Source organism: Acidocella aquatica, assembly GCF_030160635.1.
Lineage (GTDB): Bacteria > Pseudomonadota > Alphaproteobacteria > Acetobacterales > Acetobacteraceae > Acidocella > Acidocella aquatica.
This window is the reverse complement of record NZ_BSOS01000086.1, coordinates 14558-36581: the sequence shown is the minus strand read 5'-3', so window position 1 is coordinate 36581 and position 22024 is coordinate 14558. Positions and strand designations below refer to the sequence as shown.

Genomic DNA, 22024 nt, shown 5'->3' with positions numbered 1-22024 from the left:
ACCCTGTTTCAAGAAACCGGTTTCATCAATCACCAAAACGGCGTCGTTGTCTGCGAACGTCTCGACCACGTAATCACGAACAATATCGCGCAACGCGTCCGCTTCCCATCGACCGCGGCCAAGAATTGCCTGCTGTCGCCACAGACCCTGATCCCCGGCCGCCTCGGCGCGCATCCACCCTGTCTTGCGGCGCTCATCGCCAAGCAAACCCTCAAGAAACGCGTTTGCCGATACCGCAACACGCTCCTGCGTAAACAAAGGCCGGATCCGCGCCTTCACATCGCGCAGTGACCTCGCCCAAAACTCCAGCGTCGCCTCAATTGATGCACCCAAAATCCATGACCCCGGACTCATGGTCACCCATTGATTCAGAGATCAAGCCGTTTCGCAACTTAAAAATGAAACTGTAATGCTAAGGCTCCGCTTGCCTGGTTATGTTGCCAGTCCGGAAACAGGAAATCCGGTCATCGCGGTCACGATATCACCGGCGCACAAGGGGGTTTGAGGTCCTTGCAGTTCTATACTGGAAGCTGTCGGCATTTGCTGAATAGCCGTTTCACGCGCCGGAGACGTAACTCTTGACCAATTACTGCGGAGTCTGAAGAGCCAATGGATAAAATACGGGAAGCCGCGGCTGCGGGACGGCCATCCTTTGGCTGCTGGATCGCTCTGGACTGCAACGTCGCCGCTGAAATCATGGGCAAGGCGGGCTACGACTGGGTGATCCTGGACACCCAGCATGGCGGCATCTCCTGGGACAGCCTGCTGCCCGTCATTCAGGCGTTCGACCTGGGTGGCACCCGCTCCATGGTCCGCGTGGGCTGGAACGACCCGATGCAGATCATGCGCGCGCTGGATCTGGGCGCATTCGGCGTCATCGTGCCCATGGTCTCTACGGCGGCACAGGCCCGCATTGCCGCCGAGGCCACACGCTACCCGCCGCATGGCATCCGCTCTTTCGGCCCCGTGCGCAATTATTACGCCGCACCCGGCGCTGCTGCGCCGGAGCCGCTCTGCTTCGTGATGATCGAAACAGCCGAGGCCATGGAAAACCTGGACGAGATCGCGGCTACGCCGGGCGTTGACGGCTTGTTTGTTGGACCCGTCGATCTTGCCTTGTCGCTTGGCCTTGGCGCCGCCCTGGTGATGCCGGAACAGGTGCTGACAGCGGTGCTGCGTGTCGGTGAGGCCTGCCGCCGGCACCGCGTCATTTCCGGATGCGCCTCGCTCGGCATGGCCAATGCTCAGACCCTCGCGCAGGCTGGCATCCAGTTTTTGCCGATTAGCAGCGATGGCGGCCTGCTCCGCCGCGCCGCCGCGGCGGACCTCGCCCAGGCCCGAGGCTGGCGGCAAGGCCACGCGACCGCCCCCTGACATTCACTCCCCTTTTAAGATTGAACAAACATATGAAACTAGACTCCATCGCCATTGTCGGTGCCTCGCTTGCTGGCCTCAACGCAGCCGAGACCCTGCGCCGGGAAGGATTCACCGGCCGCCTGGTCATCATCGGCGATGAGCAGCACCGCCCCTACGACCGCCCGCCGCTCTCCAAGGAAATCGCCCGCGGGGAATGGCCGCTTGAGAAAACCACGCTAGCTGTAGACAAGCTGCTGGATGATGCGGAATGGTGGCTTGGCTGCCGTGCAATGAGCCTGGATGCCGCCACCCGCACGCTCACTCTGGCCGATGGGCGCCGCGAAGCGTTTGACGGCATCGTAATTGCCACCGGCGCCGCGCCGCGCCATCTGCCTGGTGCCAACATGAAGGGTGTGCACGTGGTTCGCACGCTGGATGATGCCGTTGCCCTGCGTGACGATTTCGCCCGGCTCGACTGCAAGGTCGTCATCGTCGGTGGCGGCTTCATCGGCCAGGAGGCCGCGGCCTCGGCGCGCAAACTCGGATTGCCGGTAACGATGGTCGAGATGGTGGCGCCCGCCGCGCACGTGCTCGGGCCGACGATTGCGATGGTGATCGCCGACATTCATCGCCGCCGCGGCGTCGATATGCGTCTGGGCGTCGTCGCTGCCTCATTCGAGGGAATTGACCGCCTGGAGCGCCTGCACTTGACTGACGGTAGCGTCGTCGAGGCCGATGTCGCAGTACTTGGCATCGGCGTCATTCCCAACACCGGCTGGCTGGAAGGTTCCGGCCTGACGCTGGAGAACGGCGTGGTGTGCGACGCAACCTGCCTAGCCGCCCCTGGCATCGTTGCGGCGGGGGACATCGCACGCTGGCCCAACGGGCGCTACGGCGAATTCCGGCGCGTCGAGCATTGGGACAATGCCGTGCGCCAGGGCGAGCACGCCGCCAAACGCCTGCTGGCCGAGGGCGGCGCGCCAAACCCCGGCGCCTACGCGCCGGTGCCATGGTTCTGGTCCGACCAATACGGGCTGAAATTCCAGCTCGTCGGCACGCCTGTGGCGCATGACGAGGTGCGCTTCGTGTTCGGCTCGCCTGAGGAAGAGAAATTCATCGCCCTCTACCGGCGCGACGAGCGCCTGACGGCGGCGCTTGGGCTGGCCGCCACTGGCAAGCTTCTGAAATACCGCAAGATGTTGGAGAACGACCCGAGCTGGGCCGAAGCTATCGCCGCCTCGGCATAATCAGCTGCATCAAAGCGCGGCGCTGTAGCCGCCATTCACCGGATATGTCTGGCCAGTGATCCAGGCGGCTGCATCGGAACAGAGCAGGAGGGCAGTGCCGGCGATATCTTCCGGCAGGCCAAACCGGCGAATCGGATAGCGCGCAAGCTGGGCCTTGGTGCGGTCCGATGCCAGAAACGCCTCCAGCTCAGCCGGCGGCATTACTGGACGGATGGTGGCAATGGCGATGCAATTCGCGGTAACTCCGAAGCGCGCTGCATCCCCCGCCAGGCCGCGCATAAAACCCGCCGCCCCTGCCTTGGCGGCCGCATAATCCGCTTGCCGCGGCTCCAAACTACGCGCTGCGTCCGAGGTGATGGTGACAACGCGGCCATAGCACCGCGCCACCATGCCCGGCAGCACCGTGTGGCAGCAATTCATCACGCCAAACAAATTAACATGCAGGAAGCGATACCAGCGCGCCGGGTCGGTTTCCCAGAACAGCGGCATTTCGGGGGGAAACCCCTCTGGTCCACCATTGCCTGCGTTGTTAACGAGAATCTCGATTGGCCCGAGAGCCGCCTCGGCAGCTTCAACGGCCGCCCGCACCTGCGCCAGATTTCCCACATCGGCCACCATCGCCGTAGCCCTGACCCCCAGCGTCTCAATCTCGGCTACCACCGCCGCCGCGCGATCGGCATGGAAATCATTGACGACGATCCCGCCCGCTCCGTAGGCCGCCAAGGTCAGGGCAATGCCGCGCCCCACCCCTTGTCCTGCGCCGGTGACCATCGCCACCCGGCCCTTGAGATCAAATAATCCGGACTCTGTCATTTGCGTTTCCTCTTATCCGCCAGCGTAGCGTGCCGGCCATGGCGCGATCATCATTCGATAATTCGAAATTTGCGCGATGGGCGAGTTGATTTCCTCCGGCTCTGAACATCACTGTGCCGCATGGGCGTGCTGCGCCAGAAATCCCAGAACCGCGTCATTGAAGCTGTCATTTGCATCACCTGCCACCATATGATCAGCACCTGCCACATCGACATATTCCGCATGCGGCACGAGCTCGCGAAACTCGGCAACGCCTTCGGCGCTGAGAACACGGCTGCGGCCGCCGCGGATCAGCAGCACCGGAACCGTCAATGAAGCGGCGGCCTGCGCGAAGATGTTAGCGGTAAGCTTGGCGGTTTCGGGATTGTAGCGGGTAAAGGCGGGGTCCCAATGCCAATGAAGGCGCCCATTCTCGCGCAGCCGCAAATTGCGCATCAGGCCGGACGTATCTTTGGGGCGGGTCCGGTGCGGTAGATAGGCCGATACCGCATCCGCTGCATCATCCAGCGAGGCAAATCCATCGGGGGCACTTTGCATGAAAGCCCCGATCTCGCGCGTACCTTCAGTTTCGAGGCGAACCGCCACATCCACCAGAACAAGCCCGCGGACCTCAGGCGATGGCACCGAAGCAATCAGTATTCCGATAAGGCCGCCGAGCGAAGCGCCGACGATCACGGGAGGCCGTCCCAGTGCGGCAATCACGTTGCGCACATCATCCGCGAAACGCGGCATACTGTAGGCGCCATCATCCGACCAGCCGCTTTCACCATGGCCGCGCAGATCCAGCGAGACCGCGCGGTAGCCACGTTCAGCCGCTACCTCAAGCGCCTTGCCCCAGCTTTGCCGGGTCTGCCCGCCGCCATGCAGAAACAACACGAGTGGGGCATCTGCCGCTCCCGCTGCATCCGCTACAATGGTAACGCCAGCGCCTGCGAATTCCATACGCTCCATCGGTTCCTGTTCCACAACACCTGCATATGTGTTGCCGCGCCCAGATGGCGTTGTCACCTGACGCCGGATAGTTTCCGCTCCGGCGATGCAGGCGCACACCACCCGGGCGATATCTACGCCGCGCCACGTCCCTCACGTTGCTGCGCCGGGAGACTGACGCCAATGTCTCATCAAGCTGACGAACGACAAAGCGTTGAAAGGGAGAAACCATGGCGCTATATACATCCATTCACCTGCATAACGTGCCGGCGGACAAAACTGATGAATATGCCGCCTGGTTCGATGGCCCGCACCGCGAGGCGCTGGGTGGATTGCGCGGCTTGCGCTACGCGGATCGCTTCGAGGTCACCAAAGAGCAGATCATGCCGGACGCCCAGCAATGCTGGCGATACCTGAGCGTATATGAATTTGATCTGCCGAACCCGGTGATCGACCTGCCGGCTCTGGGCCCGCTCGTCGCCGAGGCCCGCGATGCCGGGCTCATTGCCGCCGATGATACTGAACGGCTTTACAGCTACCGGCTCTTCGGTGATTGGAAAGGCAGCCCGAATTGGCAGCGCGACCAGCCATTCTCCGGCATCAGCGTGCTTCTCGGCAACTACATACCGGGCCGCCACGATGAATATCAAACTTGGTACGAGAATGTTCATAGCGTCGAAGTGGCGAACGTGCCCGGCCACGTGGCAATGATCCGCGGCGAACTCTCGAGCCTTCAGATAGAGCCTCGCCGCTACTGCCCAGGCGACCAACTGGTGATGACCGCGCAGCAGACCGACGATCTCGCCTTCACGATCACGGATTTTGCTGCCCGCGCGCTAGGCCACAGCCCCAGTGGCATTGCCATGCAGCCACGCTCGACCGCAGGCTCGACGGCGCGCACGGTGCATTATTTCCGCAAGATCAGCGGCACCAAATTCTGGCCCGGCGGCATTGCCTATGGTGGCGATCTTTCGGTCTATCCAGGCAAGGGCTAACGCGAAAACACTGGCCAAGGGCGGGTGCGGTAAACGCCCCCCTTGGCCAGCCGCTTGCGGTCTAAAACACCTTTAGGCCCTGCAGAAGCCGTCCCGGCGATGAATAGCGGGACGCCATTGCCTTGCCAAAACGCTCAATTACTCTCTCCCATCGTGCCCCGGTTCATGCTGAGAACTTAGCGGCCGGGGGCGGCAGCGTGTTGCAACCGTGACGCCAGCTTGGCGGTTCCGATTACAGATTTAGACAAGAGGCAGCAGCAGACCTATGACGCGTTTGGACGACGTAAAAACTCTCAAAGCCCTCGTGGGCGATCCCGTACATCTGCGTGAGGCGTTGAAAGCGGCTGACATCGCGCCTTTGCTGATGGTGCTCATCCACCTCGGAGGCGATCCCGCATGGCTCGACCGCGTCCGGCCTTACATAAAGGGCCCATGGAGCTTCCACGAGGAGACACCGGAGGCGTTGAAGGCTGAACTCCGGGAGGCCGTAGCCGCGATCCTGGCCGATTATGCGCAGACCGGGCGCCCTTGGCCGGTCACGCCGCCGATGGACCTGCTACCAAAGATGCTCGACGTCTGCACCGGCCAGCATGTCCCGCCCGAATATTATCCGCTGGTGCTGGAGGAAATGGACCTTGCTGGTAATGACCCCAAGACCGTGCTGTGGCGCCAACCGCCTGCACCGGACACGCTGAAACATTTCCATGCATTGATCATCGGCGCTGGCTTCTCCGGCGTTGGCATGGCAATCAAGATGCAGGAAGCCGGCATTCCCTTCACCATCATCGAAAAGAATGACACGGTCGGCGGCACTTGGTACGAAAACAGCTATCCCGGATGTGGCGTGGATACCGCCAATCATTTCTACTCATATTCGTTCAACATCAATCACGACTGGGATCATTACTTCGCTAAGCGCGATGAGATTTTCCACTACATCAAGCGTAACGCGGAAGCTTTCCACCTCGAGCAGAAGATCCGCTTCAGCGAAGAGGTCCTGAGCATGGTTTGGGACGATGCCGCCGCACTATGGCGCGTGCACACCCGTACCGCCGAAGGAGCTTTGCATGATCTCACCGCCAATGTGGTCATCAGCGCGGTCGGCCAGCTCAACCGGCCGCAAATGCCGACCATTCCGGGACTTGAAAATTTCGAGGGGCCGGCTTTCCACACTGCCCGCTGGGACCATGAGGCGGCCATTGAGGGTGCCCGCGTCGGCATGATCGGCACCGGGGCAAGCGGCATGCAGGTCGGCCCAGCCATCGCCCCCATCGTCAAGACATTGAGGATCTTCCAGCGTTCACCACACTGGGCGATGCGCAACCCGCTTTATTTCGCGCACGTGACCGACGACAAAAAATGGGTTCTCAAGAATATCCCGTTCTACGCCAAATGGTTTCGCTTCCAGTTATTTTGGTCGTCCTCTGACGGCTTCCACGGCATGTTGCAACGCGACCCCAACTGGCACGACCAGAAGCGCTCCCTTAATGCCGCCAACGCCAAAGTACGCGTGGAGCTTGAGGCGCATATTGCCCATGAGGTGAACCATGACCCCGAGCTGATCCGTAAGGCGACGCCAGTTTACCCGCCCTACGGCAAGCGGATGCTGAGGGACAACCATTGGTACCGGATGCTCACGCTTCCCAACGTGGAACTGATCACCGACCATATCGACCATATCGAGAAGGACGCCATCGTCACCAAGGATGGCTTGCGCCATGAGGTTGATGTGCTGGTTCTGGCCACCGGCTTCCAGGCGCGCCGAATGCTGACGCCGATGCATATCGAGGGCCGGAACGGGCTCACCATCCGCGAAAGCTGGGGCGAGGATGACCCGCGCGCGCATCTGGGCATCACGGTTCCGAGCTTCCCGAACCTGTTTCTTATTTACGGACCCAATACCAATCTGGCACATGGCGGCAGCGCGGTCTTCCACTCCGAATGCCAGATCCGCTACATCATGCAGGCCATGCGCGAGATGATCGAAACCTCAAGCGCTGCGGTCGAGGTCAGGAGCGAGCCTTTCTGGGACTACCAGAAGAAGGTTGATGACGCCCATAGCAAGATGGTTTGGTCTCATCCGGGCGTCGATAACTGGTACAAGAATGCCGCCGGCAGGGTGACGCAGAATTCCCCCTGGCGGCTGGTGGACTACCGCAATCTCACTGAAAAATTCGACACGGCGGAATATGATTTCCGGCGCGCGACCGAAACGACGGAGACCGCCGCGTGAGCCTCATCCCTCTGCTGAAGCCGCGCTCGATCGCCATTATCGGCGCTTCGACCAACATGAAACGCGTTGGCGGCATTCCTATGGAACTGCTTGTGCGGGCGGGCTTCGAGAAACTCTACCCCGTCAACCCCAAGAACACAGAAGTGCAAGGACGGACCGCATACCCCGACATCGAATCCGTTCCCGAGCCTGTCGATCTGGTGCTTTTGGCCATCGGGGCCGAGGACGTTCTAGCCTATCTGGAACGGTGCCATGCCATCGGCATTAAGGCCGCCATCGTGTTCGCCGCGGGCTATGCCGAGACCAACGAGGCCGAGGGCGTGAAACGGCAGGAGGAGTTGCGAGCCTTCGCCTGGCGTACCGGCATGCGCGTTGCGGGCCCTAATTGCATGGGCAATGCCAATTTCAGTGACGGCATCTTCACCACCTTCGGCACCAGCTTCCAACCCGGCGACCCGGCCGGCCGCACCGCGTTGCTGACGCAAAGCGGCAATATGTGCGCCACAGTCTACCGCATGGCCCGGCGATCCGGCGTGGCCTTCAGCCATGTCATTAATACCGGCAACGAGGCCGATGTCGATTTTGCCGATTATCTCACCTTCCTGGCCGAAGATCCGGATACCGATGCCGCGCTCTGCTATATTGAGGAGCTGCGCGAAGGCGAGGCCTTCCTGAAGGCCGCAGCCGCCTTTCGCGCGACCGGCAAACTGCTGGCCGTGTACAAGGTGGGCGCCAGCGAAAAAGGAGCCGAGGCCGCCCGCTCGCACACTGCCGCCCTCGCGGGTGACAGCGCCGCCTATGACGCCGCCTTCGCCGCCTCCGGTGTGGCACGCGCCGCCGAACTGGCCGGACTCGCGGATCTCGCCTATCTGCACTGTTTCGGTGCCAAGATCGCGGGCAGCGCTTGTGCGATCCTCAGCGTCTCAGGCGCCGCGGGCGCCATCCTGGCCGACGCGCTTTCGCTGAACGGCGGGGGCGTGCCGACCCTGCCCGAAGCGGTGCAGGCTTCCCTGCGCGCCAGCATTCCGGCCTTTGGCATGGTTGCAAACCCTGTCGATCTCACCGGGAATCTTGTCAATTCGAATGATTTCCTGTTCGAGGCGGTCAATCTAACGCTGAGCCCCTCCGACATCGATGTGTTGATCGTCTATCTGCCGGGCTATTTCCTGGAAAGCGCCATGGATCAACTGGAGCGCGCCGCCGCGAGGTTGAACAAGCTGGTCATCGTCATAGACACATTCGCCTTGGGCAGCCGGGAACGGCTGGCGGCAGCGGGCATCGCTTATTTTGACGATTTCGACCGTGCCGCCAGGGCGATCTGCGCATATGGCGCCTGGAAGCAGGAGAGCTCCGCCACACCTTCCAGAATCACCCCCCAAGCGAACTGGCCGGCCTTTCCGTCCGGAGAGCCGGCATTATCTGAAACCGCCGCCAAGCAGGCGCTGGCCGCGTTTGGTGTGCCCGTAGTCCACGATGCCTTGGTACGAAACGCCGCGGACGCCCGCATTGCGGCGGAGCGCATAGGCTACCCGCTGGTCGCCAAACTTGTCAGTCCCGATGTCGCACACAAGACCGAGCATGGCCTGATCCGCCTGGGCGTAAAAAATGCCGAAGCGGCGGCCGAGGCTTTCGAGACGATGACCGCCAAGGCACGGTCCATGCCTGGCGTGCGGATCGAGGGCGTGACCCTGGAACCGATGCTCTCGGGTGGCGTTGAAATTCTGGCTGGCGTGACGCGTGACCCGGTGTTTGGCTGGATGCTGACAGTAGGGCTTGGCGGCGTCTGGACCGAACTGATGAAGGATGTCAGCCACAAGCTGCTGCCGGTGGATGCGGCAGGTGCCGAGGCCATGCTGCGCGGCCTAAAAGGCTTCAAACTGCTGGATGGTTATCGCGGCGCCCCGAAAGCCGATGTCGCCGCGGCGGCACGGGCGATTGCCGCACTCGGCGAGGCAGTGCTGGCCGGCGGCAATAAGTTGCGCGAGGTCGAAATCAACCCGCTTCTGGTCATGCCGGAGGGCCGCGGTGCTGTCGCGGTCGACGCGCTGGTTTTGCTGAACACGTTAATAGAAAAACGAACGGAGGAAGCGGCATGACCGATCTGGTCGAGCCCCAGAAGGTGGATATCGTCTACGAAACCGAGGAGCCGGTCCGCTACGAGGTGGACGGCGCGGTTGCCTGGATCACCATGAACCGGCCAGGCTTCAACAATGCGCAGAACGGCCAGATGACCTATGCGCTAGATGATGCCTTTCAGCGCGCCGTGAATGACGACGCCATTCGTGCCATCGTGCTGGCCGGCGAGGGCAAGCATTTCTCCGCTGGGCACGACATCGGTACCCCCGGCCGCGATGTGCAGAAAGATTTCGACCGCCGGCTGATGGTGGCCAAGCATGTCAACAAGCCCGCGGCCGAGTTGCTCTATACCCGCGAGCAGGAACAATATCTCGGTATGTGCCGGCGCTGGCGCGATGCGCCAAAGCCGACCGTCGCCATGGTTCAGGGGGCCTGCATCGCCGGCGGCCTGATGCTCGCCTGGGTGTGCGACCTCATCATCGCCTCCGAAGATGCGTTTTTCCAGGACCCGGTGGTCCGCATGGGCATCCCCGGCGTCGAGTATTTCGCCCACGCGTTCGAACTTCCTCCGCGCGTTGCCAAGGAGTTTTTGCTCCTGGGCGAGCGAATGAGCGCCAAGCGGGCCGAGCAATTCGGGATGGTCAACCGCATCGTACCGCGTGAAAAGCTACGTGAAGAAACCGCCTCGGTTGCCGTCAAGCTGGCCGCTCAGCCGCGCCTCGGCGCTTGGCTCACCAAGCAGGCTGTCAACCATGTCGAGGAACTGCGCGGCAAGCGTACGGCAATGGATGCAGTTTATCACATGCATCATTTCGCACATGCACAGAATGATCTGACCGTGGGTAATTCAATCGCCGGTCTCGATGCAAAAGCGATGGCGGCGGCAAACAGAAAGCAGGCTGACGAGTGAAACTTGAATTTACCGCTGAACAGCGAGCTTTCCGCGCGGAAGTGCGCGCTTGGATGGAAGCGAACATCCCCACTGGGCCGCTTCCCTCTTTTGACCTCACGCGCGAAGGTTTCGAGGCGCACCGGCTCTGGGAGCGCAAACTCAATGGCGGCCGCTGGGGCATGGTCACCTGGCCAGAAGTTTTAGGGGGACGCGGGCTGGACCTCATTCGCTGGCTGATCTTCGAAGAGGAATATTATCGCGCTGGAGCGCCGGTGCGCGTCAACCAGAACGGCATCTTTCTGCTTGGACCGACGATGATGGAATTCGGCACGGATGAGCAGAAGGCACATTTCCTGCCCCGCATGGCGGCTGGGGATGACATCTGGGCGCAGGCCTGGTCCGAACCAGGTGCCGGTAGTGACCTCGCTGGTGTGCGCGCAACCGCAACACGCGATGGCGACCATTACGTGCTCAAGGGCCAGAAAATCTGGTCAAGCCGCGCCGTGTTCGCCGATTGGGCGTTCGGCCTGTTCCGCGCACCCGGCAGCGAACGCCACAAAGGCATGGTGCTTGTGCTGTTCCCGCTCGATGCCCCAGGTGTCACCCGCCGGCCAATCGCGCGCATGGATGGCAAGCTGGTCTTTGCGGAGATATTCCTGGACGATGTGCGTGTACCCGTTGCCAATCGTCTCGGCGATGAAGGCCAGGGCTGGCACGTCTGCATGGCAACGGCTGGTTTCGAGCGTGGCCTGCTACTGCGCTCTCCTGCTCGCTATCAAGTGGCGGCCCGCAAGCTCATTGCGCTGTATAAAGCCAACAAGGCGCATCTTCCCGCCTCCATGGGCGAGCGCGTGGCGCAGAATTGGATGGACGCGGAAGCCTATGCGCTGGCCATCTATGCCATGTGCTCTCGCCTGAATGCCGGCGGCACGATCGGCCCTGAATCCTCGACCAATAAAATCTTCTGGTCCGAGATGGATATCGCCCTCACCCAGACCGGCCTGGATATCCTCGGTCCCAACGCCGAACTGCTCACGGAAGCTCCCGCCACGGGAGACGCCGACTGGCTGGAGGACTACATCTTCGCTCTCTCCGGGCCGATTTATGCGGGCTCCAACGAGATCCAGCGCAATATCATCGCCGAGCGCATGCTCGGCCTGCCGCGAGGTTGAGGACCGTGGAATTCGCCTTTACCGACGACCAGCAGACGATCACGCAAGCCGCGCGGGACATGTTGGTGGAAACCTGCACCCCGGCTGCCTTGCGCAAGATGCTCGAAAAGCATGAGGCGCTGAACGCCGCGCGCTGGACGAACATAACCGAGATGGGCCTGCCGGGCATGCTGGCACCTGAAGAGGCAGGCGGCCTCGGGCTCGGCTTGCCCGATTTCATTGGCATCGCAGAGGCTGCAGGATATGTGGGACTGCCGGAGCCGCTGGTGGAACTGGCCGGTGTCATCGTGCCGCTGCTAGGCGGACTTGAAGATCATCACGGCTGGCTCGCGCACGCGGCAGCAGGCCGCATCGTCACCATTGGCCACCCCGCCAACCCGCTGGTTGCCGACGCGGATATCGCAGAGGCGCTTTTGCTCGGCCATGGCCACGAGATTCACCTCGTCGAACGCAATGCGGTGACGTTTCTGCGTCATGAAAGTGTCGATCCCTTCCGCCGCCTTTTCAGTGTGGAATGGACCCCCAGCGCCGCGACACATGCCGGGAATGGCTGGGGCCTGACCGCCGAGCGCGGCGCGCTGATGGCCGCGGCACAGATGATCGGTCTGGGCCAGCGGTGCATCGATCTGGCCGTCGCGTATGCCAAAGACCGGCAGCAATTTGGCAAACCCATCGGCAGCTACCAAGCCGTGAAGCATCTGTTGGCCACCGCCCAGGTGAAGCTCGAGTTCGCACGCCCTGTGGTGCATGCCGCTGCTGCCGAGCTACCGCTCGGGACCCTGGCGGCACGGGCTCGTGTCGCGCATGCGAAAATCGCTGCCGGCGAAGCAGCGGACCTCGCCGCCCGCACCGCCGTGCAAGTGTTCGGCGCCATGGGCATGACCTGGGAAGTGGATGTGCACTTCTTCCTCAAACGCGCCTTGGCGCTCAAATTCGCATGGGGTACACCGGAAATGCATCGCGCAACCATCCTGGACCGCCTCACGGCACTTCCCGGCGGACCCGCCGCCAGTTTCGCGACCGATCTACTCGGCAGCGCACACGGCTCGCCAATTCAGGGTCCATTCTGACGATGAACGACGCACCTCAAAAGCATGAAATGCCGGGACTGACAGACCTAAGGCAGCCAATTGGTGCCTGCGATGCCGAAATTGATGCCGCGGTTGCTGACGCAGGATTGCTGCCGCTGTTGATGTCGGTGGTGCATATCACCGGCAGCCTGGACATTCTGGTGGAAGCCGGGCGCACCCAGCGTCCGCAATACAGCACCGACCTTTCCGGTAGTATTGCGCCGGAACGGGCCGGCCTCCTGCGCAAGCGAGCGGCCAAGGCGATCCGGACATGGCGCAACGCCGACTGCCCTCCCCCGTATGAGCCGAGCGAGGATGAGCTGCGTCAGATGATCGACACGCTGGCTGGCAAGCTGCTCGACCCGGCTTACGAGACCCTGCTGGCAGAAGAACTTGGCTTCAACGGCGACGCGCGCGACTTCCATTGGGACAAGCCAGTAACCGGGGAGCAGACAGCACGCCTGCCGGTGATCATCGTCGGCGCCGGGCTTTCCGGCATCGTCATGGGCTACCGCCTCAGCCAGGCGGGCATCCCGTTCACCATTGTCGAGAAAAACAGCGGTCCAGGCGGCACTTGGTTCGAGAACCGCTTTCCTGGTGCGCGGGTGGACGTGCCCAGCCATTGCTACTCCTTCTCCTTCATCCGCGATAAACGCTGGCCCGATCTGTTCTCCGCCTGGCCGGTGCTGAGGGCCTATTTTACCGACGCTGTTGAGCAATTGGGCTTGCGCGAACATATCCGCTACGAGGCCGAGATCGTGCGCGGCGTTTATGATGAGGCAGCGAAAAACTGGCAGGTCACGCTGCGCTCGAAATCTGGCGAAGAGACGTTGCCGTTCGCCGCCCTGGTGAGTGCCGTCGGACAGCTGAACCGCCCTCTTATCCCCCATATCGATGGCGAAGAGACATTCGCGGGCGTGCGCGTCCATACCTCACGCTGGCCTGAGGGGCTAGAGTATGCCGGTAAAAAAGTCATCGTTATCGGCACGGCGGCCACGGCGCTGCAGATCGTACCAGAACTGGCCCGCGACGCAGCGCACCTCACCGTATTCCAGCGCTCGCCCACCTGGGTGTTCGTGCACCCGGAATATCGCCGCGCCATCCGCCCAGGCGAGCAATGGGCGATCGACTACCTGCCCGGCTACGCGCGGTGGTATCGCACTATTTTGTATAACTGGGCGCTGGACGGCGCCCCCGACTACATGATCATCGACCCCGACTGGACCGGCGGCGCACAAGCCGTAAGTGCTGCTAATGATGCCGCGCGCATCCGCCTCACCAACGGCATGAAAGCGGCGATCGGCGACCACCCAGAGCTGCACGAGAAGCTGATCCCAACCTACCCGCCTTACGTGAAGCGCCCCAATCTCGGCGATGGCGGGTTCTTCCGCGTCATGTCGCAACCCAACGTCACGCTCTGCACCGAAGGTGTCGCGCGCTTCACCAAAAGCGGCATCTTCGATGCTACCGGCGTGCATCACGAGGCCGATATCGTGGTTTATGCCACGGGCTTCAGGGCGCTCGAATATTTGGCGCCAATGCAGATCATTGGCCGCGATGGCCAAACTATCACCGAGTTCTGGGATGACGAACCGCGCGCCTATCTCGGCATTACCGTCCCCAACTTTCCAAACCTGTTTCTCATGTACGGGCCTGGCACTAATCTCGGCTTCAACGGCAATCTGTTTTTCAATGCCGAATGCCAAGCGCGCTACATCTCGGGCTGCCTGAAGTGGATGGTCGAGGAGAAACTGGCGGCTGTCGAGGTAAAGCCTGAGGTATATGCCGGGTATGCTGGGAAAATTGACGAGGCGCTGGCGCACTTCACATGGTCTCATGGCGGTGCCGGCAGCTGGTATAAAAATAAATCCGGCAAGGTCATTGCCAATTCGCCCTGGCCGCTGGTGCGCTACTGGGACTGGACACGCGCCCCGGACCCCGCAGATTTTAACGCAACACCCGCAATGGCAGTTTGAACGCCAACGATGAAGAGGAAATTCGCATGAGCGTTGTGATCGTGACCGGCGGCTTTGGTGTACTGGGGCGCGTTGTCGCTGCTGACCTGACCAAACGCGGCCACAAAGTGGCGGCCGTGGATGTCGCTCCCGCTCCCGGTGAATATGGCAATGCGCTGGCGCTCGGGGGCGTGGACCTGACTGACGAGACGGCCGTTAAGGCTGCTTATGCGACAGTGGCGGAAAGGCTCGGCAGCGTGGACGGTCTCGTCAACATCGCCGGCGGATTTATCTGGGGATTGGTTGAAGGTAACGGGCTTGCCGGGTGGGACAAGATGTTCCGCATGAATTTGCGGACGGCAGCCACCTCCAGCTCCGCGGCACTCCCGTATTTGCTCAGGCAGGGCGGAGCGATCGTGAATATCGGCGCTTTCGGGGCCATCCGTCCGGGTGCCGGCATGGCACCTTATGCCGCTTCTAAGGCCGGGGTACACGCGCTGACCGAGAGTCTGGCCGAGGAGCTTCGCGGCAAGGGTGTACGGGTAAATGCCGTGCTACCGACCATCATCGACACGCCAACAAACCGCGCCGACATGCCCGATGCGGACACCGCAGGCTGGGTGCGCCCGGAATCTGCCGCAAAGGTCATCGCCTTCCTGCTATCCAGCGAGGCCGGCGCGATTACAGGTGCCACCATCCCGTTATCGCTCGCGGGCTAAGCCAAGCGCCTCATGCACCCGTCGCTGTCGATCAATACGTTGTGTTTCGGCGCTGGCCCGCTGGACGCCCATGCGGCGCAAGTCGCACGCCTGGGCGCCACCGCGATCAGCCCGACGCTTGAGCAAGTTGTTGATTACGGCGCCGCCGCCGGAAAAATGCTGCGCGATAGCGGTCTAGCCGTGGCCACCCTCACCCACCGCGCCTTCGCCTTTGCCACACAAGAGGACGGCATTGTGGGCCGCGAGCGCCTGAACCGAACCATAGACCTTGCCGAGACTTCGGGCGCGCAAACCATCACACTGACCACAGGAGGCCGCGCCGCCCTGCGCTGGCCAGAAGCTGCAAACCGCTTCGCTGCGGAAATTGCGCCCTGCGCCGCGCGCGCCAGGGCAGCCGGCATAAAGCTCTCCCTGGAACCCACCTCGCATCTATACGCCGATGCGTCGATCGCGCACCGCCTCGCCGACACGCTCACCTTGGCACGGCTTGCCGGAATAGCCGTCGGCATCGACCTCTTTGCCTGCTGGACCGATTCCGACCTTGAGGACAGCATCATCGCAGCGGGACCGGATATCGCGCTGGTACAGGTCAGCGACTATGTCTTCGGCGACCGCGGCCTGCCCTGCCGCGCGCTGCCGGGCGATGGCGCCGTGCCGCTCGACCGGCTGATCCCCGAGATCCTGCGCACGGGGTATTCAGGATATTTTGATCTCGAAGTCATCGGCTCCCGGCTGCAGGCAGAGGGCGCCGAAGCTGGCTTGCGCCGTGCGGGTGTATGGCTGACTGAACTGCTGACCGCACGTCATAATTGATGGCTACCGGCGCAAGAGGTAGGCGGTCCGGTTCCGGCTGATAATCCGCGCCCTAACCTTGCGGGAACGGCCATGTTCCGGCAACGATCAGCACCATGCGGAAAACCAACCAGGACGGACAGGCAATCGGCCGCAAAGGGGCGGAGAGCCGGGCCCGGCTTCTGGTGGCGGCGCGCCACCTGATTACGGCAACGCCTACCGAAACCCTGACCGCAAGCGCCATCGCGCGCGAGGCAGGCCTAGCCTCGCAAACCTTCTATCTCTATTTCAAGGGTGTCGACGAAGCTCTGCTATGCCTAAGCCGCAAGGCATCGGAGGATACCGGTGAAATTGTCGCGGAACTTGATCGCCCCTGGGACTCCGGCCAGCTGCGCCACCATGCCGAATGCGTCGTGAGCGCCTTTTATCGTTACTGGGACCGGCACCGCGCGATACTGAACATCAGGAATTTCCGCGCCGATGGCGGGCAGGACTCGTTCGTCGAGGTCCGGAACGCCAGCGCAGTTCCCATTGTCACCAAAATCGCAGCCCGCATCCGCGCTGCGCATGGGGAGACAGCTCTCAGCGAACGCGAAGCAATGTCGCGCGCCATCATCATCTTCTCCGCCATCGAACGGATGGCAGCGCGCTATGCGTATCTGCCTGGGTGGCGGTCATTTGTGGACAGTGAGGACCTCAAGCGAGCTGAAGCCGAAATTCTGACCCTGCTGATTTCACCGGGGCGCGCAATCTGATTCTAGCACATGTGCTTCTGAAAAAAGCGTAGCAGCGTGTCATAGGCGTCGAGGGATTCCGGCAAAGCGGTATCGTAGTAAAAGCAATGACCCATGCCGTCGAATACGTGCAGCTGCGCATCGACGCCGGCCTGGAATAACGCGCGCTGGGTGGCAATCGCCGGGCTGAGGTCGAACGCACGGGTTCCGGTGATGAACAAGCTCGGCGGGTAATTCGCCAGGAAACCCTTCCCCCCGAGAAGTGGATTGATCAGAGGTGACTCAGGACCAACTTCAGAAAAATAGCCGAATCTGTTGCCGCGAAGGTTGAATGCGTCGATGGGCGGCGGGACTGCCGTACCAATCGCCGAAAAATAATCGCCGTCACCATTGCCACCGGCACCAGCGCCCAGCACCGCAATTGCGCCAGGCAGTTCAATGCCATGCTCGAGCAGCCAAGCTATGACCTGCAGGGTAAGTGACCCACCCGCCGAGCCGCCATAGATACCAATCCGGCCGGCGGAGTAGGTTTTCAGCAATTCCGCATAGACCGCGCAAACGTCCTCGGTCGCGGCTGGAAATTTATGCTCATAGCCCTGGCGGTAGTCGATCGAGACGACTCGATACTGTCCGAGATGCGCAACCGGGATCGATTCGATCTGCGAAATATACGTCGCACCCGAACAGAAGGCGCCCCCATGCAGGTTGATCAGAACGTGGTCAGGGTCAAACTCGCCCACGGGCGTGAAAATATCAACGGGAATATTTCCGATTTTCGAAGCTTCGATCGTAACGGGAAACTGGGCAAGCAGCCTTACCGCCAGAGGCTTGGCGAACATTTCGTCTATGCCAGCCCGGAATGCATCGACCGCACCCTTGTAGGTTTCCTCGGTCTCCAGCAGATCAAAATTGACCATGCTCAGTCCACCGGAATTGCTGTAGGCCTGGGCCTGCAACGCTGACGCCTGCGGGCTGAGCGCCCTCGATAAAGGCAGGTCGAACGATGGCACGGTGATCACGCCTTGCGGCGTCACCGCATATGCCTGGGGCGGCTGAGTGGAATTGGACATTCTGGGTTCCCGGTTCGCGGCGTTCACGCCGCGCTTTTGTTTATTTTATAGAAAATGGTCCGGGCGCTATGGACATAACTGCCCTTAGCGCCCGGAGGTTGGTCTTAGGCCTGTTCCTTCACACGGCCGTCTTCCTTGGCAACATCCATGAACATCTTGGTGATGTCGCCTGAGGTAACACGGCGAGCCACTTCGCCGGGGGCAAGCGGTGCCGGACCGCCATAGGATTGCGGCGAAGTGTCAACATGCTCGGCCAACTTACGCAGGGCGCCAACGGTACATTTATCACGCCCACCCATCATGCCGAACGCATCGAAGTTGAAGCGCTTCAGCGCATTGCCGTGGCTGATCTTGTTGATCACGCTATCCGGCAGATGCTTCAGACTCTCGAACAGACGCTCCGGCACTTCCGGCCAGAGCGAATCTGAGTGCGGATAGTCGCATTCATAGGCGATGTTGTCCTCGCCGATGGCGCTGACATTGGCAAGCCCGAACTTGTCGTCAATGAAGCAGGTGAGGAAATGCTCCCTGAACACGTCGCTCGGCACGCGGCCCGGTCCGAAATAGGAATGTGTCCAGGCATGGTGCTGGCCGAACGAGAAATCAGCACGCTCGAGGAAATACGGGATCCAGCCGATGCCACCCTCGGAGAGCGCGATCTTCAGAGGGTATTCCTGCAACACCTTCAAATGCAGCCAGTCCGCCGCAGAATTGACGATGGAGATCGGCATGGTCGTGATCCAGGCATCGATCGGCGATTCCATGGAGGCGTGTGGTGCCTGCGCACCCGAACCAATATGGATGTTGATCACCATGTCGTTCTCGGCGCAGGCCCTCCACATCGGCTCCCAATGCGGGTTATGGATGCTCGGATAGCCCTTAATCGCCGGGTTATCGCTGAACGATAAATTATGGCAACCCTTGGCTGCCACGCGCTTGATCTCGGCGACTGTGGCCTCGATGTCCCAATACGGCACGAGGGCATTCGGGATATTGCGGCCTGGATAGGAGCCGCACCACTCGTCGATATGCCAGTCGTTATAAGCCTGCAGCAAAGCGAGCGCATTTTTCTTGTTCTCAAACCCGTGGAACAGGAAGCCGTCAAACATGACGACGCTCGGGAAGTTCAGCGAGGCGAGAACGCCGTTGGCGTTCATGTCCTCGACGCGGGCATGAATGTCCCATGAGCCCTTGCGCATGTGGTTGAGGGAGACCGGCTCACAGCCATATTCCTCCTTCACGCGGCCAACCACGGCGTTCAAGCCGATGGCACCGGTGCGCTTGCCCTCGTAGAGCCAGAAATCGACGCCGTTCTTATCCTTCCTCAGTTCAGGGGCGAATGATTTCTGCGCTTGCGTCAGGTGGTTATCATACATCGTGGGTGGTTCGACGATATGGTCATCCACGCTAACGATGATTAATTCTTCAATTTTCATAGCTTCCTCCTTAAAACCGACACACTACCTGTTTTGGCCTATCGCACTTACCGGCCCAAGTAAAGCAGAAACGCAAATGCCAGCCATTCGCGATTCCTGCCGGAACATCCTAAACAAAAAACAATCCATGGCCGATGTTCGTTTAGCTCCGCCGACTTCCGCCGCGATCATAACAATAGCCTTTTTTACAGCGCGTTATGGCCAGGTTTCCCAACCTTGAGCGGCTGCCTCGGTTCAAGCCGCGCCCGAGCTACCCTCAAACCACTTCGTCAGATCCGCCAATGGCGCAGCTCCGGGTTGGCTAAAGTCAACATCTGCCCCAGTCCGGCGCGTTGACGTTGCAGCACGCTCAGGCTGGAAATTGTAACAGGCGCCACCAGGAAAACTGGTGGCTGGGATGCCCGCAGGAATGTCCATACTGCGGCCGAACGCGATGATCGCGGCCCACCGCAGAATGCGCCCTGCTTCAGCGCCCACTTTGTGCTGTCCGGCAATCCAGTCGTTAAGTTCGCCAAGGCGTTGGCCTGCAAGGTCCGCTGGGGCGAGAAAAACCTCTCCCCGCAGCTTCCAGTCCAGAACCGGTTTGCTATTACGTGAAAGCGTGGCGGTGCGGGCGCCCTCCAGCGGGTCGCTCACGAAAATGTCGTAGGCGACGGATGCGGCCTCGTTTGCATGCGCCGCAGCGAACAGTGCGAGATCAAACAGATGTGTGCAATTCTGCTTCTTATTGCCACGGCTGCCAAACACCGCCAGCCCCACGCCCGTAAACGTCTCGGCTAGTTTCGATATCGCACCAGGGCAGAGCGTCCAGGGCGAGCGTTTCATCTCGCTCACAACCTTGGTCACAACATCATTATCGTGCTCCAGTGTCACCACCATGCGGTGATAATCATCCTCAAGCTCGGCCGAAACGATACCGGGCGCAGGCGTGATGAGAATACGGCGCCGGTAGCCGGGCAGCACCGGCCTAATCCCGCGTCAACAACAGGGCGGTGGCCAGCGGGCCGCCGCCGGAGGCTGCCACCGCCACGCGTGGCTCACCTGGGATTTGCCGCGTGCCGCCTTGGCCGCGCAACTGCACAACGGATTCATGCGCAAAGCCGAAGCCATGCAGACGCCCGGCACCAATCTGTCCGCCGAACGTGTTCAGTGGTAATTCTCCATCCAGCGCAATGCGCTGACCGCCCTCTATGAACGCACCAGCCTCGCCGACCCCGCAAAAGCCGAGCCCTTCAAGCCAGGTGAGAGTCAGAAAGCTGAAACCATCATAGAGTTGGGCGGTATCAACATCCTTTGGCTTATAGTCGGTATGCTTCCACAATCCGGCACCAGTTGGATAAGCTGCCATGAATTCAGTCTGGTCCCAGCTGGAACGCCCGCTGGCGTGAGAGGCGGCGGCGATGCGGACAGGCGTGCATTTCACATCGCCCAGCGCGTCCCCGGCGGAGACGATCAGCACGGTCGACGCATCGGTGAAACGGTCGCAATCATACAGACAGAGCGGGTCGGAGATCATCCGCGCGCCCATATATTGCTCCATCGTAAGCTCCTCGCGCACCAACGCGCGCGGGTTAAGCATCGCGTGTTTGCGGGCGGTGATGGCGATCTGCGCCAGTTGCTCGCGCTTTAGGCCATAAAGCTTCACATGCCGCATGGCGTATTGCGCCACCCAGTTGCTGGCGGAATAGGCGTTGAAGGGCATGATCCATTGCGAAAAGCCATCCAGCCGGCCGGGCCGCGCCTGCGGAAACTCTTGCGGTCGGGCCATTGCCGCGGCCTCATAAACGGTACGGAAACAGATGACATGCCGCGCCTGACCCGCACGTACCGCATTGGCGGCCTCCACCACCGCGCCAAGTTGCGACGACACTTCGGACGCGCCGACATACCAACGGACCTTCATGCGCAGCGAGTCCATGATGTCGTCCGTGCCGATTGGGGAGAACCCCGGCGGCATCGAAGTGCGGCCTGGATATGTCGAGATGCCGTCAATATCGGCGATGGTCAGGCCCGCATCATCCAGCGCCTCACGAATGGCATCGAGCGTGAGCAGCAGCGGATGGCGCGTCAGCCGCACGCCAATCTGCGACATCCCGATTCCCGTAATGAAAGCGTCGGGAAGAGCCAATTCAATCCGCCTTTTGGAAGAGCGGCAGCCAGACGTCATCCTGCTGCTCGAAAATAACCTTGACCTTGTCGCCAATGTCGACAGCCTCAGGCGCGCAATTAACGATGTTGGTGGTAAGAATCACACCAAGCGCGCCATCGATCGCGACACGCGCAATGACAAATGGCACTTCCATCGCAGGGTGCCATTTCTGGTGGTTGATGGTGAAGCTGTCGACCACGGCAGTGCCCGCGACCGCGTGTGGCGACACCTCCTCCGAGAGGCAATACGGGCAGAATGGCCGCGGCGGATGCACGAATGTTGTACAGGACTCGCATTGCAACAGGCGAAGCACCCCATCGGCCCCACTTGTCCAAAAGAATCGATTATCCGGATCTAGCCGGGGCAGAAGCCGCGGTGCAGACAT

20 protein-coding genes and 1 pseudogene are annotated in these 22024 nt (G+C 61.3%); 12 read left to right on the top strand and 9 right to left on the bottom strand.

Annotated features, from left to right (window positions below):
* On the bottom strand, positions 1-354 hold a 354-nt coding region (locus QQJ84_RS14950), incomplete at its 3' end, for a transposase (protein WP_284259108.1).
* A gap of 255 nt (positions 355-609) precedes the next feature.
* Here QQJ84_RS14950 and QQJ84_RS14945 point away from each other — a divergent pair.
* Together QQJ84_RS14945 and QQJ84_RS14940 are read left to right on the top strand one after the other, a co-directional pair.
* Entirely contained in the window at positions 610-1374 is a 765-nt protein-coding gene (locus QQJ84_RS14945; protein WP_284259107.1) for an HpcH/HpaI aldolase family protein, read from the top strand.
* Between the two features lie 32 nt (positions 1375-1406).
* Positions 1407-2603: an NAD(P)/FAD-dependent oxidoreductase gene (locus QQJ84_RS14940; protein WP_284259106.1), complete on the top strand. Its 1197-nt coding sequence runs from the start codon at positions 1407-1409 to the stop codon at positions 2601-2603.
* A gap of 9 nt (positions 2604-2612) precedes the next feature.
* Here QQJ84_RS14940 and QQJ84_RS14935 read toward each other — a convergent pair whose 3' ends face one another.
* Both QQJ84_RS14935 and QQJ84_RS14930 read right to left on the bottom strand, forming a co-directional pair.
* Entirely contained in the window at positions 2613-3416 is an 804-nt protein-coding gene (locus QQJ84_RS14935; protein ID WP_284259105.1) for an SDR family NAD(P)-dependent oxidoreductase, read from the bottom strand.
* A 108-nt stretch (positions 3417-3524) separates the two neighbouring features.
* Positions 3525-4367 carry an alpha/beta fold hydrolase gene (locus QQJ84_RS14930; protein ID WP_284259104.1) on the bottom strand — a complete coding sequence of 281 codons (843 nt, stop codon included), beginning with the start codon at positions 4365-4367 and terminating at the stop codon, positions 3525-3527.
* Between the two features lie 209 nt (positions 4368-4576).
* On the opposite strand from QQJ84_RS14930, the gene QQJ84_RS14925 reads away from it, so the two are divergent.
* From QQJ84_RS14925 to QQJ84_RS14880, 10 genes are all read left to right on the top strand, one after another.
* Positions 4577-5341 (top strand): hypothetical protein, encoded by a 765-nt coding sequence (locus QQJ84_RS14925; protein ID WP_284259103.1) that lies wholly within the window; start codon positions 4577-4579, stop codon positions 5339-5341.
* Between the two features lie 265 nt (positions 5342-5606).
* Positions 5607-7574 carry a flavin-containing monooxygenase gene (locus QQJ84_RS14920; RefSeq protein ID WP_284259102.1) on the top strand — a complete coding sequence of 656 codons (1968 nt, stop codon included), beginning with the start codon at positions 5607-5609 and terminating at the stop codon, positions 7572-7574.
* On the top strand, positions 7571-9670 hold the full coding sequence (locus QQJ84_RS14915; protein ID WP_284259101.1) for an acetate--CoA ligase family protein: 2100 nt from the start codon (positions 7571-7573) through the stop codon (positions 9668-9670). Before QQJ84_RS14920 ends, QQJ84_RS14915 begins: the two co-directional genes overlap by 4 nt.
* Positions 9667-10560, top strand: a complete 894-nt coding sequence (locus tag QQJ84_RS14910; RefSeq protein WP_284259100.1) for an enoyl-CoA hydratase — start codon at positions 9667-9669, stop codon at positions 10558-10560. Before QQJ84_RS14915 ends, QQJ84_RS14910 begins: the two co-directional genes overlap by 4 nt.
* Positions 10557-11714, top strand: a complete 1158-nt coding sequence (locus QQJ84_RS14905; RefSeq protein WP_284259099.1) for an acyl-CoA dehydrogenase family protein — start codon at positions 10557-10559, stop codon at positions 11712-11714. The genes QQJ84_RS14910 and QQJ84_RS14905 overlap by 4 nt, the downstream gene beginning before the upstream one ends.
* A 5-nt stretch (positions 11715-11719) precedes the next feature.
* Positions 11720-12784 carry an acyl-CoA dehydrogenase family protein gene (locus QQJ84_RS14900; protein WP_284259098.1) on the top strand — a complete coding sequence of 355 codons (1065 nt, stop codon included), beginning with the start codon at positions 11720-11722 and terminating at the stop codon, positions 12782-12784.
* A 2-nt stretch (positions 12785-12786) separates the two neighbouring features.
* Positions 12787-14760 carry a flavin-containing monooxygenase gene (locus tag QQJ84_RS14895; RefSeq protein ID WP_284259097.1) on the top strand — a complete coding sequence of 658 codons (1974 nt, stop codon included), beginning with the start codon at positions 12787-12789 and terminating at the stop codon, positions 14758-14760.
* A gap of 26 nt (positions 14761-14786) precedes the next feature.
* Positions 14787-15458: an SDR family NAD(P)-dependent oxidoreductase gene (locus tag QQJ84_RS14890; RefSeq protein ID WP_284259096.1), complete on the top strand. Its 672-nt coding sequence runs from the start codon at positions 14787-14789 to the stop codon at positions 15456-15458.
* A 12-nt stretch (positions 15459-15470) separates the two neighbouring features.
* On the top strand, positions 15471-16271 hold the full coding sequence (locus QQJ84_RS14885) for a sugar phosphate isomerase/epimerase family protein (protein WP_284259095.1): 801 nt from the start codon (positions 15471-15473) through the stop codon (positions 16269-16271).
* Between the two features lie 95 nt (positions 16272-16366).
* Positions 16367-17005: a TetR/AcrR family transcriptional regulator gene (locus tag QQJ84_RS14880; RefSeq protein ID WP_284259094.1), complete on the top strand. Its 639-nt coding sequence runs from the start codon at positions 16367-16369 to the stop codon at positions 17003-17005.
* 2 nt (positions 17006-17007) lie between these two features.
* Here the strand turns inward: QQJ84_RS14880 and QQJ84_RS14875 are convergent, their stop codons facing one another.
* The 6 genes and pseudogenes from QQJ84_RS14875 to QQJ84_RS19515 all read right to left on the bottom strand — a co-directional run.
* Positions 17008-18081 carry an alpha/beta hydrolase gene (locus tag QQJ84_RS14875; RefSeq protein WP_284259093.1) on the bottom strand — a complete coding sequence of 358 codons (1074 nt, stop codon included), beginning with the start codon at positions 18079-18081 and terminating at the stop codon, positions 17008-17010.
* Positions 18082-18158: 77 nt separating this feature from the next.
* Positions 18159-19490 (bottom strand): amidohydrolase family protein, encoded by a 1332-nt coding sequence (locus QQJ84_RS14870; protein ID WP_284259092.1) that lies wholly within the window; start codon positions 19488-19490, stop codon positions 18159-18161.
* Between the two features lie 234 nt (positions 19491-19724).
* Positions 19725-20453 carry a hypothetical protein gene (locus QQJ84_RS14865; RefSeq protein ID WP_284259091.1) on the bottom strand — a complete coding sequence of 243 codons (729 nt, stop codon included), beginning with the start codon at positions 20451-20453 and terminating at the stop codon, positions 19725-19727.
* Between the two features lie 4 nt (positions 20454-20457).
* Positions 20458-21582, bottom strand: a complete 1125-nt coding sequence (locus tag QQJ84_RS14860; RefSeq protein WP_284259090.1) for a thiolase family protein — start codon at positions 21580-21582, stop codon at positions 20458-20460.
* Positions 21583-21619: 37 nt separating this feature from the next.
* Positions 21620-21868: a Zn-ribbon domain-containing OB-fold protein gene (locus QQJ84_RS14855; protein WP_284259089.1), complete on the bottom strand. Its 249-nt coding sequence runs from the start codon at positions 21866-21868 to the stop codon at positions 21620-21622.
* A gap of 9 nt (positions 21869-21877) precedes the next feature.
* Positions 21878-22024 (bottom strand): annotated as a pseudogene (locus QQJ84_RS19515) (zinc ribbon domain-containing protein); the annotation flags it as partial.